A 21,081-nucleotide genomic window follows, 5' to 3' on the forward strand; every position below is an offset into this window, starting at 1 on the left:
CTCCCCACCGGAACGGGCACTTTCCGGCGAATGCGTTTCCGAGCCTATTCCGTACACCTCTTCACTGCCGTCGGCGCCTCGCTGGCGATGCTGGCCTTGTTGGAGGCTGCCCAGCAGGACTGGTCCATGATGGCCATCTGGCTGGCCGTGGCATTCATCGTCGACGGGATCGACGGACCGCTGGCACGGAAATATGACGTGAAGTCCAACGCGCCCATCATCGACGGGACGCTTCTGGACCTGATCATCGACTTCCTGACCTATGTCATGATCCCGGCCTATGCGCTCTATGGATCGGGCCTTCTGCCCGGCTGGACTGGCTGGTTCGTGGTGCTCTTCATCCCCTTCACCTCGTCGCTCTACTTCGCCGACACGCGGATGAAGACGTCGGATGCGTCCTTCCGGGGTTTTCCGGCCTGCTGGAACATGCTGACGCTGGCCCTGCTGGTGATCGAGCCGGCCTGGTGGGTGATCCTGGGGCTGGTCCTCGCCCTGTCGGTCGCGCAGTTCCTGACGCTGCGCTTCATCCACCCTGTGCGCACCGCACGTTGGCGGGCGATTTCCCTGCCGGTGGCGCTGGTCTGGACCGGGTCCATCGCCTATGCCGCCTGGACCGATTTCGCGCATTTCCCGCTGCTGACATTCATCGTTGCGGTGACCTCGATCTACCTGACGGTTGCGGGCATCGCCCAGCAGATCATTTATGACCGGGGCTACGTCCGCTAAGGAGATCGCGGTACCGTCCGCTGTCCTGCCAGAGGTGTTCTCGGCCATAGTTTGATTTCTGCAAGCTTCGAGCCACCATGTTTCCGGCTGGATGGTGCAAGGTGCGTTTCATGATTGCCGTCAGGTACTTTCTTGTTTTGCTGCTGCCTGTCCTTGTTGCCTGGGGTCTTTGGACCCTGACCTGGCAGATTCAGGTCGATCTGATGCAACGGTCCTCGGGTGTGATCGCCCGTTTCATGTCGCCCGACGCTGATATACGCGCGGCCGCTGTGCCCTCTCTCATCGAGCACAACAGCTCCGGCGCCCGCAACATGCTCGGACTTGCCAAGGCCGGGGCCTTTTTGTTGGTCGGTGCGACAACGGCCTTCCTGACCCCCGTTTCCGCTTCGGCGACGCAGGTGACGAACCATGTGACAGCACAGATCGTGGGGCTGGCCGCCGCGCAGTTCATCATCGGTTTTCCATCCATGTTTCGCTGGCCGGAATTCTGGCTTTGGGCGGCGGGAAGTGCGGCCCTGGCCGTTCTGGTCCGCTGGGGGCGTCTGGCCCTTGCTTCGAGCGGAAAACCGGCCTGAGGCAGGGAGCAGCCCGCAGTCGAAGGCAGCAAGGTTCATCAGTCGTGGCAGCTTCATTACCGGCTGTTGCCGCGTCTGGTCCAAACCACTACATCTTGTCGCCGCCCGGAACGGGCGCGCAAAAAGCCGTACCGAAAAACCCTACTGATTGGTAAGTTTTTGTGGCATCGCGCCGCCGCCCGGGCTATAGTCGAAAGCAATAAAAATCAGGGATCGCCATGGCTAGGAAGACCAGCAAGGCAGTGCTCGTCCGGCGCGAAGAGAAGCGCCTGGAGATCCTGCGCGCCGCTGCCCGCACCTTTAACGAGAAGGGGTTTCACAACACCACGATCGACGATCTATGCGAGATCCTGGGGCTGTCGAAGCCGACCGTCTATTACTACGTAAAGGATAAGGAGGCGCTGCTGTTCGAATGTTCGCGCATCGCCACCGCCGACCTGCATTCTGCGATCCGCAAGGCGCGCGATGACGGGCGGAACGGCTGGGAACGGCTGCGCAACATCTTCGTGGCCTATGCCCAGATCATGACGACCGATTTCGGCAAGTGCCTGATCCTGACCCGCGCAAACGACATGTCGCCCGAAAGCTCCACCCGCCTTTGGGACGGACGCCGGCGGCTGAACAGCGAGGTCCGCGAGGTGATCGAACAGGGGATCGAGGACGGGTCGATCCGGAAATGCGATCCGAAATCGGTGTCCTTCGCGCTGTTCGGGTCCTTCAACTGGATCGCGCACTGGTATCGGGAAGACGGCGAGGAAGACCCGCGCGAGATTGCCGAGAAGTTCTTTGACCTGTTCCAGTTCGGCCTGGCCGTGGACAGGCCGGCCAACAGCAGCTGATCGCGGCTGACTGCGGCCGAAATCCCCGGAAGGCAGGACGTGCATGCGGTTCCACGACTATTTCGAGTACCACGCGGACATGCGTCCGGCCGTGCCCTTCCTGATCCAGGGCGACCGCATCGTTTCCTATGCCGAGGCAGAGCGTCTTGCGAACCGCATCGCCAATGCGATGATCGCGTCGGGCGTTAAGGTGGGCGACCGGATCGCCTATCTGGGCAAGAATTCGATCGAACACGCGCTGGTCTACCTGGCCGCGGCCAAGGCCGGCGCTGCGCCAATCCCGCTGAATTTTCGCCTGGCCCCGAAGGAGTGGGCGTACATCATCAGCCACTCCGGCAGCCGGATGCTGTTCGCGACCGAGGAATACATGTACGGGATCGATAGCGTCCGTGGCAGCCTGTCGTCGGTGGAAACCTTCGTGTCGGTGGGCACAGAGCGCGCCGGCTGGCAGGGCTGGGACAGATGGCTCGATGCCTCGGACCGCCGGCCGGACGTGCCGGTGACGGACCGCGACAGCCTTTACATCATGTACACCAGCGGTACGACGGGGATGCCCAAGGGCGTGGTGCTGACCCATGCGAATATCTTGGCGCATCTGGACCAGGCGATGGTCGCGACAAGTGCCCGGCGCAGCCCGGGGGAACGGGCACTGATCGTGACGCCGCTGTATCACGCGGCGGGGGCCTTGCGCGTCTTCGCGGCCGGTGTGAACGGGACCACCTGCGTGCTCCACGAAAGCTTTAGCCCCGACGGGCTGGTCAAGGCGCTGAAAGAATACCGGATCAACACGATCAACATGGTCCCGGCGATCATCCAGTCCTTGCTGGACGACGTGCCGGACATCGCGTCGATGACATTCGACGACCTGAGGGTGATCTATTACGGCGCGGCGCCGATCTCCGTCCCGCTGCTGCAGCGCACGACCGAGGTGTTCCGCTGCGATCTGATCCAGGGCTACGGGCTGACCGAGGCGACCGGCGCGCTGACCTATCTGAACGAATACGACCACGAGAAGGCGCTGAAAGGGCAGGCGCATCTGCTCGAATCCGCAGGGAAACCGGCCGTGGGCACGAAGATCCGGATCTGCGACGATGACGGCCGCGAGCTGCCCCGTGGTGAAGTGGGCGAGATCGTGGCCAAGGGCCCGCAGATCATGAAGGGCTATTGGCAGGACAAGGCGGCGACCGACAAGGTTCTGGACGCCGACGGCTGGCTGCGCACGGGCGACGCGGGCATGATGGATGGCGAGGGCTATGTCTACCTGAAGGACCGCATCAAGGACATGATCGTCAGCGGCGGAGAGAACATCTATCCCGTAGAGGTCGAAAACGCCCTGTCCGAACATCGCGATATCGCCGAATGCGCGGTGATCGGCGTGCCGGACGTGAAATATGGCGAGACAGTGATGGCCGTCTGCGTGATGCGTGCAGGGGCGTCCCTGACCGCCGATGACGTGATCGCCCACTGCCGCCAGCATATCGGCGGCTACAAGGTGCCGCGGAAGGTGACATTCCTGGATGCGCTGCCCCGGAACGCCAGCGGCAAGGTGCTGAAACGTGTGCTGCGCGAACCTTACTGGGAAAACCGGACCCGGCAGGTGGGCTGAAACGCGAGACGCCCGGGGGATACCCCCGGGCGCCGTTCCGTTCGACATCCGTTTCAGATGGCGCCGGACTGTTCCAGTTCGGCGATCTCGTCCGGGGCGAAACCCCAGTCCGCCAGCACCTCGGCCCCCTGTTCCCCGCCCAGCACCGGCGGCGCGCTGATCGCGCCCGGCGTCCGGCTGAACCGCGGGGCAGGGGAGGGCATGACCGTCCCCGCCACATTCGTAAAGATCTGCCGCGCCGCGTTGTGGGGGTGCGCGGTCACTTCTCCCATCGACAGGACGGGCGAGACGCAGGCATCCGTCCCGGCAAAGATCGCGTCCCACTCGTCTCGGGTCTTGGTGCGAAACACCCGGGACAGTTCTTCGCGGAAGCGGGGCCATTCGGTTTCGTTCCACTGGTCGGCGAAGGTGCCGGGGTCAATGTCCATCAGCTGCAGCATCAGGGCATAGAATTGCGGCTCGATGGCGCCGACACCGACGAATTTTCCGTCGGCGCATTCATAGGTCCCGTAGAAATGGGCGCCGCCGTCGAAGATGTTGGCCTGTCTCTCGTCGGTCCACCGGCCCTTGGCATGGTAGCCATAGATCATCGACATCAGAAGTGCGGCACCGTCCATCATGGCCGCGTCCACGACCTGGCCCTTGCCCGATACCCGTGCCTCGTGCACCGCCGCCAGGACACCGAAGGCCAGAAGCATGCCCCCGCCGCCAAAGTCGCCGACAAGGTTCAGGGGCGGGACGGGGGCGTCTTTCGTGCCGATGGTCTGCAGCGCGCCGGTCAGGGCGATGTAGTTTATGTCGTGGCCGGAGGTCTGCGCCAGCGGTCCGTCCTGTCCCCAGCCGGTGATCCGGCCATAGACCAGCGCCGGGTTCAGGCCGTGGCAGACCTGCGGTCCCAGACCCAGACGCTCCATGACGCTGGGCCGGAAGCCTTCGATCAGCACATCGGCGCCTGCGATCAGGCGCTTGGCGATGCCCACACCGGTGTTCGATTTCAGATCCACCGCCACCGACCGGCGCGAGCGGTTCAGCACGTCCTGCCGGGTCGAATTGCCCTTGCGGTCCAGCCGGTCCACCCGAACCACATCGGCGCCCATGTCGGCCAGCATCATGCCGCAGAAGGGGCCGGGGCCCACGCCCACCATCTCGACCACTTTCAGGTCGGTCAGGGGGCCCTGGCGTTTGCCCGTCAGCATATCGCCACCGGGCGCAGGGGTGAGGCGGTTCCGCCCCGGACCCGCAGGGGCAGGGCAAGGAACAGGAAGGTGGACACGCCAGCAGCTGCAATCGGCTCCAGGTCCAGGTTTTCCATGATGTTGACCTTCTGTTCGAAGAGCAGCAAGCGGTGGACCGGTGCGGCATCGGTCACGGGGCCCTTCTCGAACACCGCCGTGTCGCTGCCGACAAGCCCGGCGCCGCGGTCCAGCAGCCACTTGGCGGCCTCATAATTCGGTCCGGGCGTCGCGTGGTCGATATAGCCGGGCGCACCCCAGAGCTGTCCCCAGCCGGTGCGGATCAGGACGACGTCGCCGTGCTCGACCCTGAACCCCTGCCGCTCGGCCGCCTGTGCCAGATCCTCGGGGCCGATCACCCGGTCGCCTGACAGCCGGTCGACCCGGTCCAGCGCCGCGATGTCGAACAGCACCCCGCGCCGGACATAGACGCCAAGGTCCGCGGCATCGCCCACGGCCGTCCCGGCCTGAATCCGCTGGTTGTCGGCGGGCGAGCCGTCATGCATCCGCCCGTCCTGGCTGACATGGCACAGGGCGTCGATATGGGTGCCGGTATGCCCGCCAAAGGACAGGTGGCAACTGGCGGAACTGGCCCCGTCGCCGCGCACGCGGTCGCCGTGCTTGCGGAACAGGGACACCTCGAAATCCGGGTGGGTCGGGTAATGCGGCATCCCGTCGTGGAATTCTCGCCCCAGTTCGAACAACCGCCCCGTTTCGACGGTTCCGGCCGCGCGCTGCCACAGGGCTAGGTCGAAGGGCAGGGCGCCCGGCCCGTCGCCGGTTGCGGCGTCGACCACGGAACCGCTCACAGCGCCCGTCCGATGACCAGCTTCATGATTTCCGAACTGCCGCCGCCGATCCGGCGGACGCGGGCATCGGCATACATGCGCGAAATCGGCATTTCCCACATGTAGCCCCAGCCGCCATGCATCTGCAGGCAGTCGTCGATGATCCGGCACTGCATCTCGGTCGTGGAATACTTGGCGATTGCCGCTTCCTCGCCCGTCAGTTCGTCCTTCATGAAACGGGCGATGCACTGATCCAGATAGGCCCAGCCCATGGCCAGCTGGGACCGGATCTCGGCCAGCTTGAACTGGGTGTTCTGGAATTCGAAGATCTTCTTACCGAAGGCCTCGCGTTCCCGGACATAATCCAGCGTGATGTCGAACGCCTTCTGCGCATTGGCCATGGCGATGGTGGCGATGGCCAGCCGTTCCTTGGGCAGTTCCTTCATCACCTGCGCCAGACCGCCATTTTCAACGCCCAGAAGGTTCGTCACCGGCACCCGCACGTCCTCGAAGAACAGTTCGGACGTGTCCGATGCCTTCATACCCAGCTTTTCAAGGTTCCGGCCCCGGCGAAAGCCGTCGCGTATGGCCTCGACCAGGATCAGGCTGATGCCCTTCCGGTCTCCCGTCCCGGTCTGGCAGGCCACGACGAACAGGTCCCCGTTCTGGCCGTTGGTGATGAAGGTCTTGGACCCATTGATCACGTACTCGTCGCCGTCCCGCACGGCGCGCGTCCGCACGTTCCGGACGTCGCTGCCGGTGCCGGGTTCGGTCAGGCAGAGGCCGCCGATCACTTCGCCCGTCACCATCTTGGGCAGCCATGCCTGCTTCTGCTCCTCGGTGCCCAGGGCGAGGATATAGGGCGCGATGATGTCGCTTTGGACCTGAAGCGTGACGCTGGCCTGGCCGGTATAGCCCAGCTCCTCGTCCACGATCGAGGCATAGAGGTAATCCGCCCCGGGCCCGCCATATTCCTCGGGGACCGTGACGCACAGAAGCCCCATCTCGCCCGCTTTCCGCCAGAAGCTGCGGGGGACGATTTCGTCCTTTTCCCACTGGGCGATGTTGGGCAGGATCTCGGCCGTGAAGAACTTCCGGCACGTGTCGCGGAACTGTTCGTGTTCGGGCTGATAGATCGTCCGCCCCGACATCATGGGCGAAGGCAGTTTGCGGGTCGACATGGGGCTTCGTCCTTGGTTCAGGCGTCTTCGGCGGCAGGCGCCGGGTTGGTGTAGTCTGCCAGGAGGATACGCGGGATCAGGTCGGCCAGTTCGTCATGGCTGAACTTTTCGCTGCCATTGGCCTTGAAGATCGCGGCCTTTTCGTAGGGTTCGGCCATCACCGACACGCGGGTGCCTTCGGCACGGAAACACTGGCCGTTCACGTTGGCCGCATCTTCCGACACAAGATAGGCCACCAGCGGCGCGATGTATTCAGGCTGGGGCATGTTCACGACCTCGTTGTAACGCGCCTCGGTGATCAGGCCGGCCTCGAGCCGCTTCCTGAACCCGTCCTTCACCCGCTGGTCCAGCGTCAGGCGGGTGGCGGCGGTGGGGCAGATCGTGTTGGCGGTGACGCCGTATTTTCCCAATTCGCGCGCCAGCGCACGAGTCAGGGAATAGATCCCGCCCTTGGCCGCGCCATAATTGGCCTGCCCGATGGTTCCGCGCCAGGCGTCGGACCCCATGGTGATGATCCGCCCGAACTTTTGTTCGCGCATGTAGCCTGCGGCGTGGCGGGACATGTTGAAAGTCCCGTTCAGGTGGACGTTGACGACGCCCGACCATTCGGCTTCGGACATGTTCCAGACCATGCGTTCGCGCAGCAGGCCGGCGGAGTTGATCAGGATATCGCAACTGCCGAACTGATCGACGCAAAGGCGCACGATTTCGCCCGCGGTATCGAAGTCGGCGACGGATTCCTTCACCGCCAGAGCCTTGACGCCCATGCTTTCCAGCACCTTCACCGCGTCGTCGGCGGGGCTGCTGTCCTCAGGCGATCCATCCCGCGCGCCGCCGGGATCGACGACCACGATATTGACGCCCTGTTCGGCGAGAAGCCTGGCGGACTCAAAGCCGATGCCCCGCCCACCGCCGGTGATGATGGCGGCCTTGCCTTGAAGACTCATGAGCGTTTTCCTTTCCAGATACAGGCGGCCCGCGTCAGTCGCGGCCGAGGATGAGTGTGGCCGCCGCGGCAAATTGCCGGCCGGGGCCATGAACAAGCGAAGTGTTGACGTTATCGACCTGCCGCGCGCCGGCGGTGCCGCGCAGCTGGAACACCGCTTCCAGCATCGCGAACATGCCGTAGCGGCCCGAATGCCCGAACGAGAGACCGCCGCCATTGGTGTTCATCGGAAGATCGCCCCCGGGACCGGTGCGATAGATGATCTTTCCGTCCGGCGTCTTCGACGTGTCTTCCAGCCAGGGCCCGACCTCGCCCTTGGGCACGAAGCCCAGGTCTTCCAGGAAGTACATCGGCGTCGGGCTGAAGGCGTCGTAAAGCATCAGGTGATCTATGTCCGACGGCTGCATGTCCGCGAAGGCAAAGGCCTGCTGGCCAGAGATCACGGTCGAATCCGATGTTGTGAAGTCCCGCATCATGCCGACGCTGCGATGGGCCGTGGCCTCGCCCGTTCCGTGCACATAGACGGGCCGCTGCCTCAGGTCCTTCGCGCGCTCGGCAGAGGTGACGACCAGCGCGCCGCCGCCATCGCAGACAAGGCAGCAGTCGAGAAGGTTCAGGGGATAGCAGACGGGGCGGGATGCCATCACGTCCTGGGGCGTGATCGGCCCCTTGCTGCGCATCATTGCCATCGGGTTCAGCAGCGCCCATTCCCGGGTCGCGGCCGGGATATGGCTCATCTGGTACTTTGTCGTGCCGTAGTCGTGAAAGTGCCGCAGGACCGGCAGGGCATAGGTCGATGCCGCGCCGACCGTGCCGAATGGATCCTCGAACTGGCCGCCGGGTCCCTGCGGTGTGCCTTGCGATTCCATGTCGATCCAGGACCTGCCGGATTCGCCGTGCAGGATCAGTGCCACGTCGCAATAGCCGCCCATGATCGCGGCCACTGCGTGCTGGACCATCAGGATGTAGGAGCAGCCGCCGACGCTGGTGCCGTCGACATAGCGGGGCGTGACGTTCAGGTATTCCGAAATCTCGTTCGGCGTCGCCACGGCGCTGAAGATGCCGTCCACGTCCTTCAATGTCAGGCCCGCATCGGCCAGCGCGTTCCGCGCGGCCTCGGCATGCAGCATCAGGCGGGAATGACCGGGCAGTTTGCCGATCTGGTCGGTGTGGGCCGCGCCGACGATGGCGACCTTGCCGGAATGGGGGTGCCTTGCCATCTACCTGCCCCCTCGGACCAGCCGGAACCAGGGCAGGGTGATGCCCGGCGTCACGGCGCGAAAGGTGACTTCGACCGGGGCGTCCAGGGGGATGGCGTCCGGGTCCGGTTCGCCCTCGATCATCAGATTCGTGATCATGCGCGGGCCTTCCTCCAGTTCGACCACGGCGATGACGGGCTTGCCCACGTCCTCGAACCCCTTGGCGGGCAGGTGGTTGATGGCGAAGGTGTGCAGCGTCCCGTGGCCGCTGGCGCGGGTCCAGGTCACGTTCCAGGAAAAGCAGTGCATGCAGAACGGCCGCGGATAATAGGTCCAGCCGCCGCAATCGCCGCAGCGCGGCAACACCAGTTTGCCCGCCTGCGTCCCGTCCCAGAAGGGCTGGGTGCCCGGCGTCGGCACGGGAAGCTTTCCGGTGTACCCCTCGATCATCTGTCCCCCTTCGGACGCGGCGCACGGGGACGCCGCAAGTGGCCTAGCCGCCGGGGAACAGAGGATAATTCCGCCCCGGGCTGATTGTCGAATAACAGTATACCAATCGGTAGTACATAATCGGATAGCAAGCAGAAAACTTCATGTCAAACCTAGAAAAAATCCGGTGCGATGGCAATAAAAGTCTTTACTATTGAGTAGTGCTACCAATTGGTATAAGTCTTGCATTGCAGGCGGTCCGCCGGCGATACCTTCAACGGGAGAGAGGGGGCGCTAGGCTGCGAGACAATCCGCAAGGGGCCGGGCCTGCGCACAGGGAGAAGGACACGCCATCATGACACGCATTCTTGCGGCCTCGGCCGCAGTCCTGGCCATAGCCTCGACCGGCGCTGCTGCCGATACAAAGCTGACCTACGGTTCGTGGCTGCCGCCCACCCACGTGGTCGTGGAAAAGGGCCTGCAGCCGTTCTTCGACCGCGTCGCGGCCGACAGCAACGGCAGCCTCACGTGGGAACTGTTCTCGGGCGGGTCGATGGGTGGCCCCAAGGAGTCGCTCCAGATCGTCAAGGACGGGCTGGTCGACAGCTCTCTGCTGGTGGACGTCTATTACAAGAGCGAGCTGCCGGTCGCGGTGACGATGTCCGACCTGTTCATGCTGGTGGACGATCAGATCGCCTGGGGCGCCGCACTGACCGAAACGCAGCTGCTCGACTGCCCGCAATGCGAGGCCGAGTTCAAGAAGCACGATCTGAAGCCTCTGGCCTTCTATTCCGGCGGCGACTATCACCTGATGTGCACTGAAGAGGTCCATACACTGGACCAGGTGAAGGACAAGAAGGTCCGCGCCAGCACCCGCAACGGGGCGCTGTCCGAACATTGGGGGGCTGTGCCTGTCAGCATCACCACGGCCGAGATGTACGAGGCGATGCAGCGCGGCCAGGCCGATTGTACCATCGGCGCCTATGCGTGGCTGAACTCCTACGGACTGAAGGACCTGGTGACGTCGATCGTGGAAACCCCCATCGGCGGCATTTTCAGCGCGCTGGTCATGTACACGACCGAAGACCGCTGGGCCGACCTGTCGGACGAGGAAAGGACGATCCTTCTGAAGGAGATGCCGCAGCTGGTCGCCGACATCAACTTTTCCTACTACGAGGAAGGGCTGGAAGCGGCCCAGCAGGCCAAGGCCGACGGCATCGAGTTCTATGCCATGGGCGACGACATGAAGGCGTCCTTCGACGAGTTCCTGAAGGGCGAGATCGGCTATTCCGAAGAGAAAGCCAGGGAAGCCGGTGTCGACGATCCGTCGGCCATCGTCGATGCGTTGATGAAGAACGTCGAGAAATGGAAGGGCATCATGGCCGAGATCGGCATGGACCGCCAGAAATACGCCGAAAAGCTGTGGTCCGAGATCTATTCCAAGCTTTGATCCGCTGAACGGATCCGGGCCGGCACGACCGGCCCGGAAACCGGACCGCATTTGCGGTCCGATGCGCAGAATGGGGCCGGGATGAAGACTTTCGCGAAGATCGCCAACGGACTGTGTATCGCCGGGGCCGTCCTGGGCGGCATCGCGATGTTCATGATGATGGTGCAGGTCGGGCTGGACGTGACCGCCAAATACCTGCTGGGCCGTCCCGTCCCCCACACGCTGGAAATGGTGTCGTCCTATTACATGGTCGCGCTGGTCTTCCTGCCGCTGGGGCTGGTGACGCGGGATGGGGGCCATGTCATCGTCGAACTGTTCACCCAGGGATTGCGGCCCAAGACCATCGCCCTGATCGACGCAATGGGCGCGATCCTGGCGCTGGCCTATGTCTCGGCCATCAGCGTGCGCAGCTTTCATGTCGCCGTGGAAAAGACCGCGATCCGCGAAAGCTGGGAGGCGGCGACGCTGGACCTTCAGGTCTGGCCCGCACGCTGGTTCCTGCCCGTCGGCTGCGCACTGATGGCGGTCTATCTGGTCGTGGTCATCTGGCAGAAGCTGTGCATCTGGCGCCGGGGTGCCGATCCGCTGAACCCGGCGGGCCTGTGAGGCCGCGCGTGTCCCCGCCCGCGACCCTCTCCAAAACTCGACGACCTGACGGAGGTTCCCGCTGATGGATCCACTGCTTCTCGGCTTCATCGGCATCGGGCTGGTGCTTGTGCTTCTGGCCTTCCGGGTGCCCATCGCCGTGGCCCTTGCGACGGTGTCCGTGGCGGGTCTGTTCCTGCTGCGCGGCTGGCGGGCGTCCTTCGGGACGCTGGGATCGTTGCCGTTCGATTTCGCCTCCAGTTTCACGCTGTCAGCGGTGCCGATGTTCCTGCTGATGGGCGCGGTCGCCTATCACACCGGGCTGACGTCGTCGCTGTTCCGCACCGCGCGGGTCTGGCTGAACAACACGCCCGGCGGGCTGGCGGTGGCGTCGAATCTGGCCTCTGCCGGGTTCGCGGCGGCGTCGGGGTCCAGCCTTGCGACCTCGGCCGCGATGGGGCGCCTGGCGATACCGGAGATGCTGAAATACGGTTATGACAAGGCGCTGGCCACGGGGACGATCGCCGCGGCCGGCACGCTGGGCGCGCTGATCCCGCCTTCGATCGCTTTCGTCATCTATGGCTGGTATGCCGAAGTGCCGGTGGGTGCCCTGCTGATTGCCGGCTTCCTGCCGGGCCTGCTGACCGCCGGCATCTATGCCGTGATGATCGTCGGCCGCTGCATCGTCAATCCGAAGCTGGCGCCGAAGATTCCCGAAACCATCACCTTTGCAGACAAGATGCGCGCCCTGCGGGATGTCTGGCCCCTGCCGCTGCTGATCGCGGGCGTGATCGGGTCGATCTATGCCGGCATCGCCACCCCGACCGAGGCCGGTGCCGTCGGCGCGATCTTGGCGCTGGTCATCGGCGCGGCCCTGCGCCAGCTGACATGGCGCAACCTGATCATCAGCTTTGCCGAGGCGCTGAAGACCACCGCGTCGATCTTCTTCATCGCCATCGGGGCGATCCTTCTGACCCGCTTCCTGGCCATCGCCGGGGTGCCGCGCTTTCTGACCGCCTTCGTCACGGAAATCGACCCCAACCCGACATTGGTGATCCTGGCCATGTGCGCCGTCTATCTGGTGCTGGGCATGTTCCTGGATCCGCTGGGTGTCATGCTTCTGACGCTGCCGATCTTCCTGCCGATCTACAAGTCGCTGGGCGTGGACGAGATCTGGATCGGCGTCCTGGTCGTGAAACTGATCGAAATCGGGTTGCTGACGCCACCTGTGGGATTGAACGCCTATGTGGTGAAGGGCGTCGTGGGCGACGCCGTGCCCCTGACGACGATCTTCCGCGGCCTTCTGTGGTTCCTGGCCTGCGAGGTCGTGATCATGGCGCTGCTGATCGGCTTCCCCGCGATTTCGCTCTGGCTCCCGTCGCTGATGTGAGGGGGCGGATCACCATCGGCCAGATCTTCGATGTCCTGTCCGGTGGGATGGCCACGAGGATCTCGTCCCGGTCGGTGGCGATCGTCAGGAGGCAGGTCCGGCCAATCTGTCGCCAGGGGGCTGGTGCACAGGCAGGTCAATGCCGGGACGGAGGCGCGCTTCAAGGCCGCCGAGTTCCGCGAGGGCGTTCGCAGTGTCGCGAAAATGCGGGCTGCCCACTTCGAAAGTACCGGAGCCAGGACCATCATATAATGTCCCGCCCGGCTGACCCGTTCCCGCCTGTTTCACTGGCGAAGACGCCGCGGCTCTTTGCGCTGAAACATCTTACTTCCCGCCAGGAACTGCGCTGCCGGTCCTTGCCTTCCGTGCAGGCGCCGCCACCAAGGTTCTGGCATCCCGAAACACATCGCACCCGTGGTTTTCGCCGCCAAGACAGGATTGCGAACAGGAAACCCAATAGTATACTACCAATTAGTAGGATTAAGGGAGGGGGGAACGGGGATGGCCGTCAAACCGGGCGGGTCGAGTATCAAGTCCGCGGCGCGCGCCATGGCGCTGATGGAGTTCTTCAACACGGTCCGCAGGCCAGTCTGCGTGACCGATATCTGCAAGGCCCTGTCCGTGCCGCAATCGAGCGCATCGATGCTGGTGAAATGCCTGACGGATCTGGGCTATCTTTATCGGATCGAGGGCACCCGCACCTATGCCCCAGCCCGCCGCGCCGCCTTCCTCAGCGACTGGGCGCTGGAACGGATCGGCCGCCGCAACCCGCTGTGCGACACGGCCGAGGCTTTGTCGCAAGACCTGGGGGAAACCGTCGTCATCGGTACCCAGACCGGACCTTATGTCCAGCTGGTCCACGTTGTCAGCTCCGGTCGGCCGGAAGAGATCGCGCCGAAGGTCGGCGGCAAGGATTTCATGACCTGCACTGCCGCAGGCCGTTCGTTGCTGTCCCGGCTGGAGGACCCCAAGATCCTGCGCATCGCGCGGCGCAACAATGCCGAAGCCCCGCCCCATGCCCGCGTCGGCGAACGCCGGCTTCTGGAACGCATCGGCGAGGAGCGCAGGCAGGGCTTTTTCGAAAGCCACGGCGGCCGGGTGGCGGGGGTCAACTCCATCTCGGTCCTGCTCAGCGGCCGGGACGATCCCACGCCCCTGATGATCGGCGTCGGCGGCCCCGAGGCCCGCATGATGGAAATCCGCGATGACATCCTGAGCCGCCTGACCGCCCTGCCGGCGCGGCTGGGCCTCGCCTCTTTGCCGCTCTGACGGCCTGAAACCCCGCACCGCCGAAGCGCGCCCGAGAGGGCCGCGGCCCGGACACGACATGCCAGATGGAAGGACAGACCCATGGCCATCGATTATGAAAGACTGAAGACCCGCGCCTTCGAGGAGATCGAGCAGACCTACACGACGCGGGACACGATCCTTTACGCCCTTGGGATCGGCGTCGGTGCCGACCCGCTGAACGAGGACCATGTCCGTTTCACCTTCGAAGAGGCCGACGGCTTTGCCCCCCTTCCGACCATGCACGTCGTGATGGCCGGCCCCGGCTTCTGGGTGCGCGAACCCGACAGCGGTGTGACCTGGGAACAGGTGCTGCACGGCGAACAGCGGCTGACGATCCACAACCCGCTGCCGCCAGAAGGGACGCTGATCGGCAAGACCTGGATCAAGGACATCGTCGACAAGGGGCCCGGCAAGGGCGCGCTGATCTACGTCGCCCGCGATGTCCACGACAAGGCGACCGGCACGCATATCTCGACCTCGATCAGCACGACCTTTGCCCGGGCCGATGGCGGCTTCGGCGGACCCGACGGTCCGACATTGCCCGTCCACACACTGCCGGACCGCGCGCCGGATATCGTGGACGAAGTGCCGACCCTGCCGCAGGCCGCGCTGATCTATCGCCTTTCAGGCGATTCCAACCCGCTCCATGCCAGCCCGGCTGTGGCCAGAGGGGCAGGTTTCCACGCGCCGATCCTGCACGGGCTCTGTTCCTATGGCGTGGCCGGCTGGTCGGTCCTGCGCACCTGTTGCGGAGGCGATCCGACAGGGCTGAAACAGTTCGACCTGCGCTTCTCCTCCCCTGTCTTCCCGGGCGAAACGCTGCAGACCCAGATCTGGGTGGACGGCGAAATCGTGTCCTTCCGCACCACGGCCGTCGAACGGCAGAAGGTCGTCCTGAACAACGGCTATGCGAAAGTCGCCCGGTGACAGGCTGCATCGTCCCGAAACCCTGGCCGGAAACCAGGCACTATTGGGACGAGGCCCGGGCGGAAGAGTTGCGCCTGCGGCAAAGCCGGTCCTGCGCCGCTCCCTATCCTGCCGCACCCCTTCTGCCCGCCCTGTAGTTCTTGTGGGTTGACCTCGTTCGGGGCGTTCCGGATCCTCGGCAAGCTGGGTTCCGACCGTGCCGGGATCGCCAGTTCGGATCTGGATCACCCGATGGTTTGGTACGTCTTCGCGCCTCTGCCGATCTGCGGGTCGGATGACCCGGGCTGTGCTGGCGGGGACCAGGCCGGGGCCTTCATCGCCGACGGCAACACCCGCGCCCGCGGCCACCTGCCGATGAACACCAATGGCGGCGGCCTCGGCTACATGCATTCCGGGACGCATGGGATGTATGGCCTGCCGGAGGATGGATAGATCCAGCGGGCAGGTCGAAGGGGCCGGATCCGGGTCTGCTGCGTGGCCGGCGGCATGTTCCCGGCCTCCGGCACGATGGGAAAACCAACCCCGCCTGATTGCGGGCCCCGGAAGCCCGTCTGCCGCGCCGGTTGCTGCTGTCGGATGCCTCCGGCGGGAGTATTTGCGAAAAGAAGAAGCCGGGAGAAGCCGTCCTGAGGCTTTCCCGGCTTCTTTGGTCTTCAAATATCTCGGGGGGAGCCCGCAGGGCGTGGGGGGCAGAGCCCCCCTCCGGCGCGGGCCGCGCATGGGACGGCGTGTCTGGATGCTCCGGCACAATGCAGCGCCACCCTCCCGGGATCGAACGCTCATCGCGTCCGTCACGGGCCAGGCTCAGACGACGCTGGGGCGGGCGTAGGAGGGCGCGTCTTCCGGCCACCAGACGCTGGCATCGGTGCGCAGGGCGGCCAGCGCCCGGTCGTCCAGCCCGGCGATGGCGCGCAGGACAGTTTGCGTGTCCTCGCCCAGCGACGGGGCATGGCGGAAGCCGGAAAAGGCATGGCCAGACAGCTTCACCGGCGACCCGGCCACCTTCAGGCGCTGCCCCACCGGATGGTCGAAGGACACCAGCATGTTGCGCCGGGCGACATGGGGATGGTCGAAGGCGTCGGGTATGGTCTTCACCGCCGCGCCGGGAATGCCGAGTTCCACGAAGCGGCGCTGCCATTCGATACTGGTCTGGGTCGCCATGGCCTCGGTGACAAGCGCGTTCAGCGCGTCCTCGTTTTCCTGCCGCAGGTTTTCGGTGGCAAAGCGGGGATCGTCGATCCATTCCGGGTGGCCAAGGGTGCGGGCGCAGGCGGGCCAGAACTGACCGGTGATGCCAAGGGCGAACCACTGGGCGTCGGCGCAAAGGAACGGGCCGTAGGGCAGGGCGCCGGATCCGCCGCGCCGCTGGGCGGCGGGGTAGACGCGGCCGGAAAGGGCGGGCGCCGCGCGATAGGCATGCATGGCCAGCTGCGCATCGAGGAGCGCAATGTCGAGAGATGCGGGCCGCCCGGTCAGACGGCGGCGGCGCAGGGCGGCAAGGATCCCGATCACGGCATAGAAGGCGCCGCCGAAACCGCCAATCGGATTGCCCCAGCGGACGGGCATGGCGCCGGGCTCGCCTGTGCCGGTAATGCTCATGCCGCCGCCCAGGGCCTGGATCGTGGCGTCATAGGCCGGCAGGTGCGCCCAGGGCCCGGTTTTGCCGAAGCCGCAGACGGAACAGGTGACGATCCCCGGATTGACCTTGCCCAGGCTGCCTGGGTCGATCCCCAGCTTGGCGGTCACGCCGGTCTTGTAATTGTCATAGACCACGTCCGCACGGGCCACGAGCTTCAGGAACGTCTCCCGGCCTGCGTCGGATTTCAGGTCCAGGCAGACCGACCGCTTGTTGCGGTTCAGGCCGAAGTAATAGGCCAGTGCCGGGGTGACCGGGGTCCGGGCCAGGTCCGAACCGGTGTCGTCCGGCCTGCCCGGCCGTTCGACCTTGATCACTGTCGCGCCAAGGTCGGCGAGCATCTGGGTGGCGAAGGTCCCGCTGGGTTCGTCGCCGCAGAGTTCCAGCACCATCAGGCCCTGCAGGGGGCCGTCGACCGCGGCCAGCCCCATCACGGCGGCATCGGCTGCTGCCGGATCGGGGTCTTTCGGCAGGGCGCGCGGTGCGGACAGAAGTGCGTCATTGTCCGCCCCGTCCGGGAGCGGCGCCGCGAAGGTTGCGCCGGGCTCACCCATGAACCGGATCGGCGATCCGGCGGTGCGGACGCCTTCGGCCCCCGTGCCCTCCAGCGGGACGACCATGCCGCGTGCCTGTGCCTGCGGCTGCTCGAAGGCCTGGCGGATCGTGTTGACCTTGCCGACCGGCACGCCGGCCTCCATCAGCGTCGTTTGCCAGTGGTCGGAACTGTCGTCCAGCAGGCGGGCCTCGATCAGGGGATCCAGCGCCAGCTGGTTCTTCTGCCGCAGGGCCAGTGTGGCGAAGCGGGGATCGTCGACAAGCGCGCCAAGGCCCGTTGCCTCGCAGAAACGTTTCCAGAAATTGGACGCGACGCCGATCACGATCCAGCTGTCGTCCCCGCACAGGAACGGACCGTAGGGCACCGTCCCGGCGCCGCCCTTGCGCGGTTCCGGCTGGCCAAAATCCATGCCAGCGCCGAAGGCCTGCGGCACGCGATAGCTGTTCAGGGCCAGTTGCCCGTCCAGAAGCGAGACCTCGACATGCTGGCCCAGCCCGGTCCGCGCGCGTTCCTCCAGCGCGGCCAGGAGGCCGATCACGGCATAGAAGGCGCCGGTGATGTCGCCGATGGGTACGCCCCAGCGGCATGGCATGCCCGTGCCGTCGCCGGTGATACTCATCGCGCCGCTCAGCGCCTGCACCGTCACGTCATAGGCCCCGACGGCCGCCCAGGGGCCTTCGGACCCGAAGCCGCTGATCGAACAGGTCACGATGCGCGGGTTGACGGCCTTCAGGCTGTCCGAGTCGATCCCCAAGCGGTGTGTCACGCCCGGGCGGAAGTTGTCATAGACGACGTCGGCCCCTTCGACCAACCGCAGGAAGGCGGCCTTGCCCACCGGATCCTTCAGGTCCAGCCCGACGCTGCGCTTGGAACGGGCCAGCGAGAAGGTGAAGCCTTCGCCATCTTCTACCTGTGCCTGCGGATCACGCGGTTCGGCTGCGCGCGGCGTTGCGGGGGGCGTGACGCGGATCACCTCGGCCCCCAGCGAGGCCAGGATGTCGGAGCCAAAGGGCCCGGCCACGACGGTGGACAGGTCCAGCACGCGCAGGCCGTGAAGGGGGGTCAGTCTTGGGTCGGTCACGTTCTCAGGTTCCATTCATGGATCAGGCGACCTTGTGGGACACCGATTTCGTCGTCAGGTAGCCGTCGAAGCACTGCGCGCCGCCTTCGCGGCCGTATCCGCTGTCCTTCACGCCGCCGAAGGGGACGTCGACGTTGGAGCCTGCGAAGTGGTTGATCGACAGGATGCCGGTTTCGATCCGGTGGGCGATGGTTTCCGCGGCACGGGCCGATCCGGTAAACGCATAGGCCGCCAGACCGTAGTCAGTGGCATTGGCGCGGGTGCAGGCGTCGTCCAGATCCGTGAACCGCTGGACCACGGCGACGGGGCCGAAGGGTTCGCGGGTCATGATGTCGGCCGTGTCTGGGACGTCGGTCAGGATCGTCGGGGCATAGAAGGCACCTGTGTCCGACAGGCGTTTGCCTCCGGTCCGAAGATTGGCACCCGCGTCGACAGCCTGCTGAACCAGCGCGTCGGCGGCCTGAAGGCGCCTTTCGTGGATCAGCGGCCCCATGGTTGTTGCCGCGGCCAGGGGATCGCCCACGACCAGTGCTTCGGTCACCTCGACCATCCGGTCGACAAAGCGGTCATGAATCGTCTCGTGCAGGAAGAACCGGGTGGGCGAGACGCAAATCTGCCCGGAATTGCGGAACTTCGCCGCAACGGCAAGATCGGCGGCGGCCTCTGCATCCACGTCCCCGCAGACGATTACCGGGGCATGGCCGCCCAGTTCCAGGATCATCGGCTTCAGGTGCTTCCCGGCCTCTTGGGCCAGATGACGGCCAACCGGGACCGACCCGGTAAAGCTGATCATCCGGATGTCCCGGCTGGCCAGGAGAATCCGTGAAATTTCGGCCGGGTCGCCGTAAAGCAGGTTCAGCACGCCCGGCGGCACCCCGGCCTCGACCAGGCATTCGGCGATGACCATGGCGGTGGCGGGCGTCTCCTCGGCCGGTTTTATGACCAGTGTGCAACCGGCGGCCAGGGCCGCGCTCATCTTGCGGGCGGGCGAGGCGCCCGGCCCGTTCCACGGCGTGAAGGCCGTGACCGGGCCCACGGCGAAGCGTCGGGCCGTCAGATGGATGCCGCGGGCGGTCGGGATCACGTCGCCAAGAATACGCATGCCCTGTTCGGCGTGCCATTCCATGTGCTCGGCCACCTTTGCGGCCTCGCCCAGCCCTTCGCGGAGTGGCTTGCCCAGTTCCAGGGCCATCAGCCGCGCCAGTTCGTCCACCCGGTCCCGGACCAAAGCCGCGGCCCGGTGCAGGATCCGGGCCCGCGCATGCGGGGCCAGACCGGACCATGCGGGGAAAGTGCGCGTCGCCGCCGCGATGGCCCGCGCGACGTCATCTGCCGAAGCCGCCGGAAACTCTGTCAGGATCCGGCCCGTCGCCGGGTTCTCGACCGGGATCCGGGCGGTGCCTGTGCCTTCGGTCCAGAGGCCGTCCACCAGGATCCGAATCGCGGGATAGGTCGTGTCGGTCATGATCGGGTCCTGTGCTGCGGGCCGTGTTGCGGGGCCTGTATTTGCCTACTTTTCAGTAGATATTTTCGTCAATCGGGGGAAGATCGCGGATGTGATGCTTTGGCGCGCGCCGTCAGTCGTCCTGGGTCGAAATGCCGTCGCGGACGATCACCCGGCCGTCGATTTCAACCTTGGGCGCGTGCATCACCAGGTCGATATGGATCTTGCTGTCGACGGTCTGGTTGTAGACCAGCCCGTTCCCCACCGCGATGTGCAGCCGCCCCAGACCCTTCTTGTAGGTGTTGCAGCTGTGGTCGTTGGCCTTGGCGTTGATGCCCAGGGCGATCTCGGCAATGTTCGCGCCGTTCTCATTCCCTTGGATCAGCGCCCACAGCTTTTCCGACACCTCCGGATCGCCGGTGACCGAGGTCGCAAGTCCATCCTTCATCTCGACCACCACCGGTTCCTTCGGCCAGTCGAACCCCAGGATCGGGCCGTCGCAGACGAAGCGGCCATTGGTCGTGCCGACGACAGGACCCTGATAAACCTCGCCCCAGTTCACCGGCGACATCCGCCCCGCTTCGTGCGCGAAATCCGACCGGTGAGAGGGCTGTCCGGCAATGCTGGCCGTGAAATCTGTGCCCGCGGCCGAGGTCACGTGGACGGTCGAGCCGTTCTGGAACGCCTTCTGCCAGAAATTCGCGACCTTCGACATGGCGGCGTAATCGGCCTCCAGCACGCTTTCGTGGAACAGGTCCGACCGCGAGCGTTTGACCATGAAGACGCCGCGCACCCGGTTCGACCGGACCAGGCCGATGGGCACCCTGTGATGGGGCAGGGGGGCAGAAGTCGTGCGCGTCAGGCTGATGATGATATCCTGCCCGGGCATCATCTTCTGGACCGCCTCGGGCAGGTACTCGCCGCCGCCGGGCGGGTTGTCGTTCATCTCGACCAGCAGCGTTTCCGCCCCCGCGACCCGGGCCCGGGCGGTGATCGCGGCGACGATGTCGCCGTTTTCGGCCATGCCGGCGACATCGGTCACGATCAGGACCTTCTCGCCCGCCTGCGTCGCCAGAAGCTCGTCCACCACGATTCCGGCCAGCCGGTGAATCCTGTCGGTCTCCGTGTCGTGCATGGTCTTCCCACCCTTTCGGTCCTCGGATGGGTTTTTGTATACTGATTGGTAGTATTTTGGCAATCG

At 65.2% G+C, this 21,081-nt stretch carries 19 protein-coding genes; 10 read left to right on the forward strand and 9 right to left on the reverse strand.

Features of this window, described 5'->3' with window-relative positions; genetic code table 11:
- Positions 1-30: 30 nt before the first annotated feature.
- The 4 genes from FQK05_RS21400 (at position 31) to FQK05_RS21415 (ending at position 3,746) form a co-directional block, all read left to right on the forward strand.
- Entirely contained in the window at positions 31-726 is a 696-nt protein-coding gene (locus tag FQK05_RS21400; RefSeq protein ID WP_158970753.1) for a CDP-alcohol phosphatidyltransferase family protein, read from the forward strand.
- A gap of 101 nt (positions 727-827) precedes the next feature.
- Complete coding sequence (locus FQK05_RS21405) at positions 828-1,301, forward strand: hypothetical protein (RefSeq protein ID WP_158970755.1); 474 nt, start codon at positions 828-830, stop codon at positions 1,299-1,301.
- A gap of 218 nt (positions 1,302-1,519) precedes the next feature.
- On the forward strand, positions 1,520-2,140 hold the full coding sequence (locus FQK05_RS21410; protein ID WP_158970757.1) for a TetR/AcrR family transcriptional regulator: 621 nt from the start codon (positions 1,520-1,522) through the stop codon (positions 2,138-2,140).
- A 43-nt stretch (positions 2,141-2,183) separates the two neighbouring features.
- The gene (locus FQK05_RS21415) at positions 2,184-3,746 is read left to right on the forward strand and encodes a long-chain-fatty-acid--CoA ligase (protein WP_158970759.1); all 1,563 of its coding nucleotides are present in this window, start codon (positions 2,184-2,186) and stop codon (positions 3,744-3,746) included.
- 53 nt (positions 3,747-3,799) lie between these two features.
- Here FQK05_RS21415 and FQK05_RS21420 read toward each other — a convergent pair whose 3' ends face one another.
- From FQK05_RS21420 to FQK05_RS21445, 6 genes are read right to left on the reverse strand one after another with little or no spacing between them, the layout of a single operon-like run.
- The gene (locus FQK05_RS21420; RefSeq protein WP_158970761.1) at positions 3,800-4,942 is read right to left on the reverse strand and encodes a CaiB/BaiF CoA transferase family protein; all 1,143 of its coding nucleotides are present in this window, start codon (positions 4,940-4,942) and stop codon (positions 3,800-3,802) included.
- Complete coding sequence (locus FQK05_RS21425; RefSeq protein ID WP_158970763.1) at positions 4,936-5,787, reverse strand: cyclase family protein; 852 nt, start codon at positions 5,785-5,787, stop codon at positions 4,936-4,938. Before FQK05_RS21425 ends, FQK05_RS21420 begins: the two co-directional genes overlap by 7 nt.
- Positions 5,784-6,947: an acyl-CoA dehydrogenase family protein gene (locus FQK05_RS21430; RefSeq protein WP_233270624.1), complete on the reverse strand. Its 1,164-nt coding sequence runs from the start codon at positions 6,945-6,947 to the stop codon at positions 5,784-5,786. The genes FQK05_RS21425 and FQK05_RS21430 overlap by 4 nt, the downstream gene beginning before the upstream one ends.
- 17 nt (positions 6,948-6,964) lie before the next feature.
- Complete coding sequence (locus tag FQK05_RS21435) at positions 6,965-7,894, reverse strand: SDR family NAD(P)-dependent oxidoreductase (protein ID WP_158970765.1); 930 nt, start codon at positions 7,892-7,894, stop codon at positions 6,965-6,967.
- A 34-nt stretch (positions 7,895-7,928) separates the two neighbouring features.
- Positions 7,929-9,113, reverse strand: a complete 1,185-nt coding sequence (locus tag FQK05_RS21440; RefSeq protein WP_158970767.1) for a thiolase C-terminal domain-containing protein — start codon at positions 9,111-9,113, stop codon at positions 7,929-7,931.
- On the reverse strand, positions 9,114-9,542 hold the full coding sequence (locus FQK05_RS21445) for a Zn-ribbon domain-containing OB-fold protein (protein WP_158970769.1): 429 nt from the start codon (positions 9,540-9,542) through the stop codon (positions 9,114-9,116).
- Positions 9,543-9,876: 334 nt separating this feature from the next.
- Here FQK05_RS21445 and FQK05_RS21450 point away from each other — a divergent pair, with 334 nt between their 5' ends.
- The 6 genes from FQK05_RS21450 (at position 9,877) to FQK05_RS21475 (ending at position 15,595) form a co-directional block, all read left to right on the forward strand.
- A complete protein-coding gene (locus FQK05_RS21450) occupies positions 9,877-10,971 on the forward strand; it encodes a C4-dicarboxylate TRAP transporter substrate-binding protein (RefSeq protein WP_158970771.1) in 1,095 nt (364 codons plus the stop codon).
- Between the two features lie 81 nt (positions 10,972-11,052).
- Positions 11,053-11,577 (forward strand): TRAP transporter small permease, encoded by a 525-nt coding sequence (locus FQK05_RS21455; protein ID WP_158970773.1) that lies wholly within the window; start codon positions 11,053-11,055, stop codon positions 11,575-11,577.
- A 64-nt stretch (positions 11,578-11,641) separates the two neighbouring features.
- Complete coding sequence (locus tag FQK05_RS21460; protein ID WP_158970775.1) at positions 11,642-12,946, forward strand: TRAP transporter large permease; 1,305 nt, start codon at positions 11,642-11,644, stop codon at positions 12,944-12,946.
- Positions 12,947-13,447: 501 nt separating this feature from the next.
- The gene (locus FQK05_RS21465; protein WP_158970777.1) at positions 13,448-14,215 is read left to right on the forward strand and encodes an IclR family transcriptional regulator; all 768 of its coding nucleotides are present in this window, start codon (positions 13,448-13,450) and stop codon (positions 14,213-14,215) included.
- 81 nt (positions 14,216-14,296) lie between these two features.
- Positions 14,297-15,163, forward strand: a complete 867-nt coding sequence (locus FQK05_RS21470) for a MaoC family dehydratase (protein ID WP_158970779.1) — start codon at positions 14,297-14,299, stop codon at positions 15,161-15,163.
- Between the two features lie 147 nt (positions 15,164-15,310).
- A complete protein-coding gene (locus tag FQK05_RS21475; RefSeq protein ID WP_158970781.1) occupies positions 15,311-15,595 on the forward strand; it encodes a thiolase C-terminal domain-containing protein in 285 nt (94 codons plus the stop codon).
- Positions 15,596-15,967: 372 nt separating this feature from the next.
- Here the strand turns inward: FQK05_RS21475 and FQK05_RS21480 are convergent, their stop codons facing one another.
- From FQK05_RS21480 to FQK05_RS21490, 3 genes are all read right to left on the reverse strand, one after another.
- Positions 15,968-18,451, reverse strand: a complete 2,484-nt coding sequence (locus FQK05_RS21480) for a CaiB/BaiF CoA transferase family protein (RefSeq protein ID WP_233270625.1) — start codon at positions 18,449-18,451, stop codon at positions 15,968-15,970.
- Positions 18,452-18,458: 7 nt separating this feature from the next.
- Positions 18,459-19,901 (reverse strand): NAD-dependent succinate-semialdehyde dehydrogenase, encoded by a 1,443-nt coding sequence (locus tag FQK05_RS21485; protein ID WP_158970785.1) that lies wholly within the window; start codon positions 19,899-19,901, stop codon positions 18,459-18,461.
- Between the two features lie 112 nt (positions 19,902-20,013).
- Complete coding sequence (locus FQK05_RS21490) at positions 20,014-21,015, reverse strand: aminopeptidase (RefSeq protein ID WP_158970787.1); 1,002 nt, start codon at positions 21,013-21,015, stop codon at positions 20,014-20,016.
- Between the last annotated feature and the right edge of the window lie 66 nt (positions 21,016-21,081).

Source organism: Chachezhania sediminis (assembly GCF_009765275.1).
Lineage (GTDB): Bacteria > Pseudomonadota > Alphaproteobacteria > Rhodobacterales > Rhodobacteraceae > Chachezhania > Chachezhania sediminis.

Coding starts and splice junctions, on each gene's coding strand:
- FQK05_RS21465 (WP_158970777.1), top strand. CDS start 13,448: ATGGCCGTCAAACCGGGCGGGTCGAGTATCAAGTCCGCGGCGCGCGCC.
- FQK05_RS21480 (WP_233270625.1), bottom strand. CDS start 18,451: ATGGAACCTGAGAACGTGACCGACCCAAGACTGACCCCCCTTCACGGC.
- FQK05_RS21450 (WP_158970771.1), top strand. CDS start 9,877: ATGACACGCATTCTTGCGGCCTCGGCCGCAGTCCTGGCCATAGCCTCG.
- FQK05_RS21490 (WP_158970787.1), bottom strand. CDS start 21,015: ATGCACGACACGGAGACCGACAGGATTCACCGGCTGGCCGGAATCGTG.
- FQK05_RS21470 (WP_158970779.1), top strand. CDS start 14,297: ATGGCCATCGATTATGAAAGACTGAAGACCCGCGCCTTCGAGGAGATC.
- FQK05_RS21485 (WP_158970785.1), bottom strand. CDS start 19,901: ATGACCGACACGACCTATCCCGCGATTCGGATCCTGGTGGACGGCCTC.
- FQK05_RS21455 (WP_158970773.1), top strand. CDS start 11,053: ATGAAGACTTTCGCGAAGATCGCCAACGGACTGTGTATCGCCGGGGCC.
- FQK05_RS21435 (WP_158970765.1), bottom strand. CDS start 7,894: ATGAGTCTTCAAGGCAAGGCCGCCATCATCACCGGCGGTGGGCGGGGC.
- FQK05_RS21400 (WP_158970753.1), top strand. CDS start 31: ATGCGTTTCCGAGCCTATTCCGTACACCTCTTCACTGCCGTCGGCGCC.
- FQK05_RS21420 (WP_158970761.1), bottom strand. CDS start 4,942: ATGCTGACGGGCAAACGCCAGGGCCCCCTGACCGACCTGAAAGTGGTC.
- FQK05_RS21430 (WP_233270624.1), bottom strand. CDS start 6,947: ATGTCGACCCGCAAACTGCCTTCGCCCATGATGTCGGGGCGGACGATC.
- FQK05_RS21415 (WP_158970759.1), top strand. CDS start 2,184: ATGCGGTTCCACGACTATTTCGAGTACCACGCGGACATGCGTCCGGCC.
- FQK05_RS21460 (WP_158970775.1), top strand. CDS start 11,642: ATGGATCCACTGCTTCTCGGCTTCATCGGCATCGGGCTGGTGCTTGTG.
- FQK05_RS21410 (WP_158970757.1), top strand. CDS start 1,520: ATGGCTAGGAAGACCAGCAAGGCAGTGCTCGTCCGGCGCGAAGAGAAG.
- FQK05_RS21440 (WP_158970767.1), bottom strand. CDS start 9,113: ATGGCAAGGCACCCCCATTCCGGCAAGGTCGCCATCGTCGGCGCGGCC.
- FQK05_RS21445 (WP_158970769.1), bottom strand. CDS start 9,542: ATGATCGAGGGGTACACCGGAAAGCTTCCCGTGCCGACGCCGGGCACC.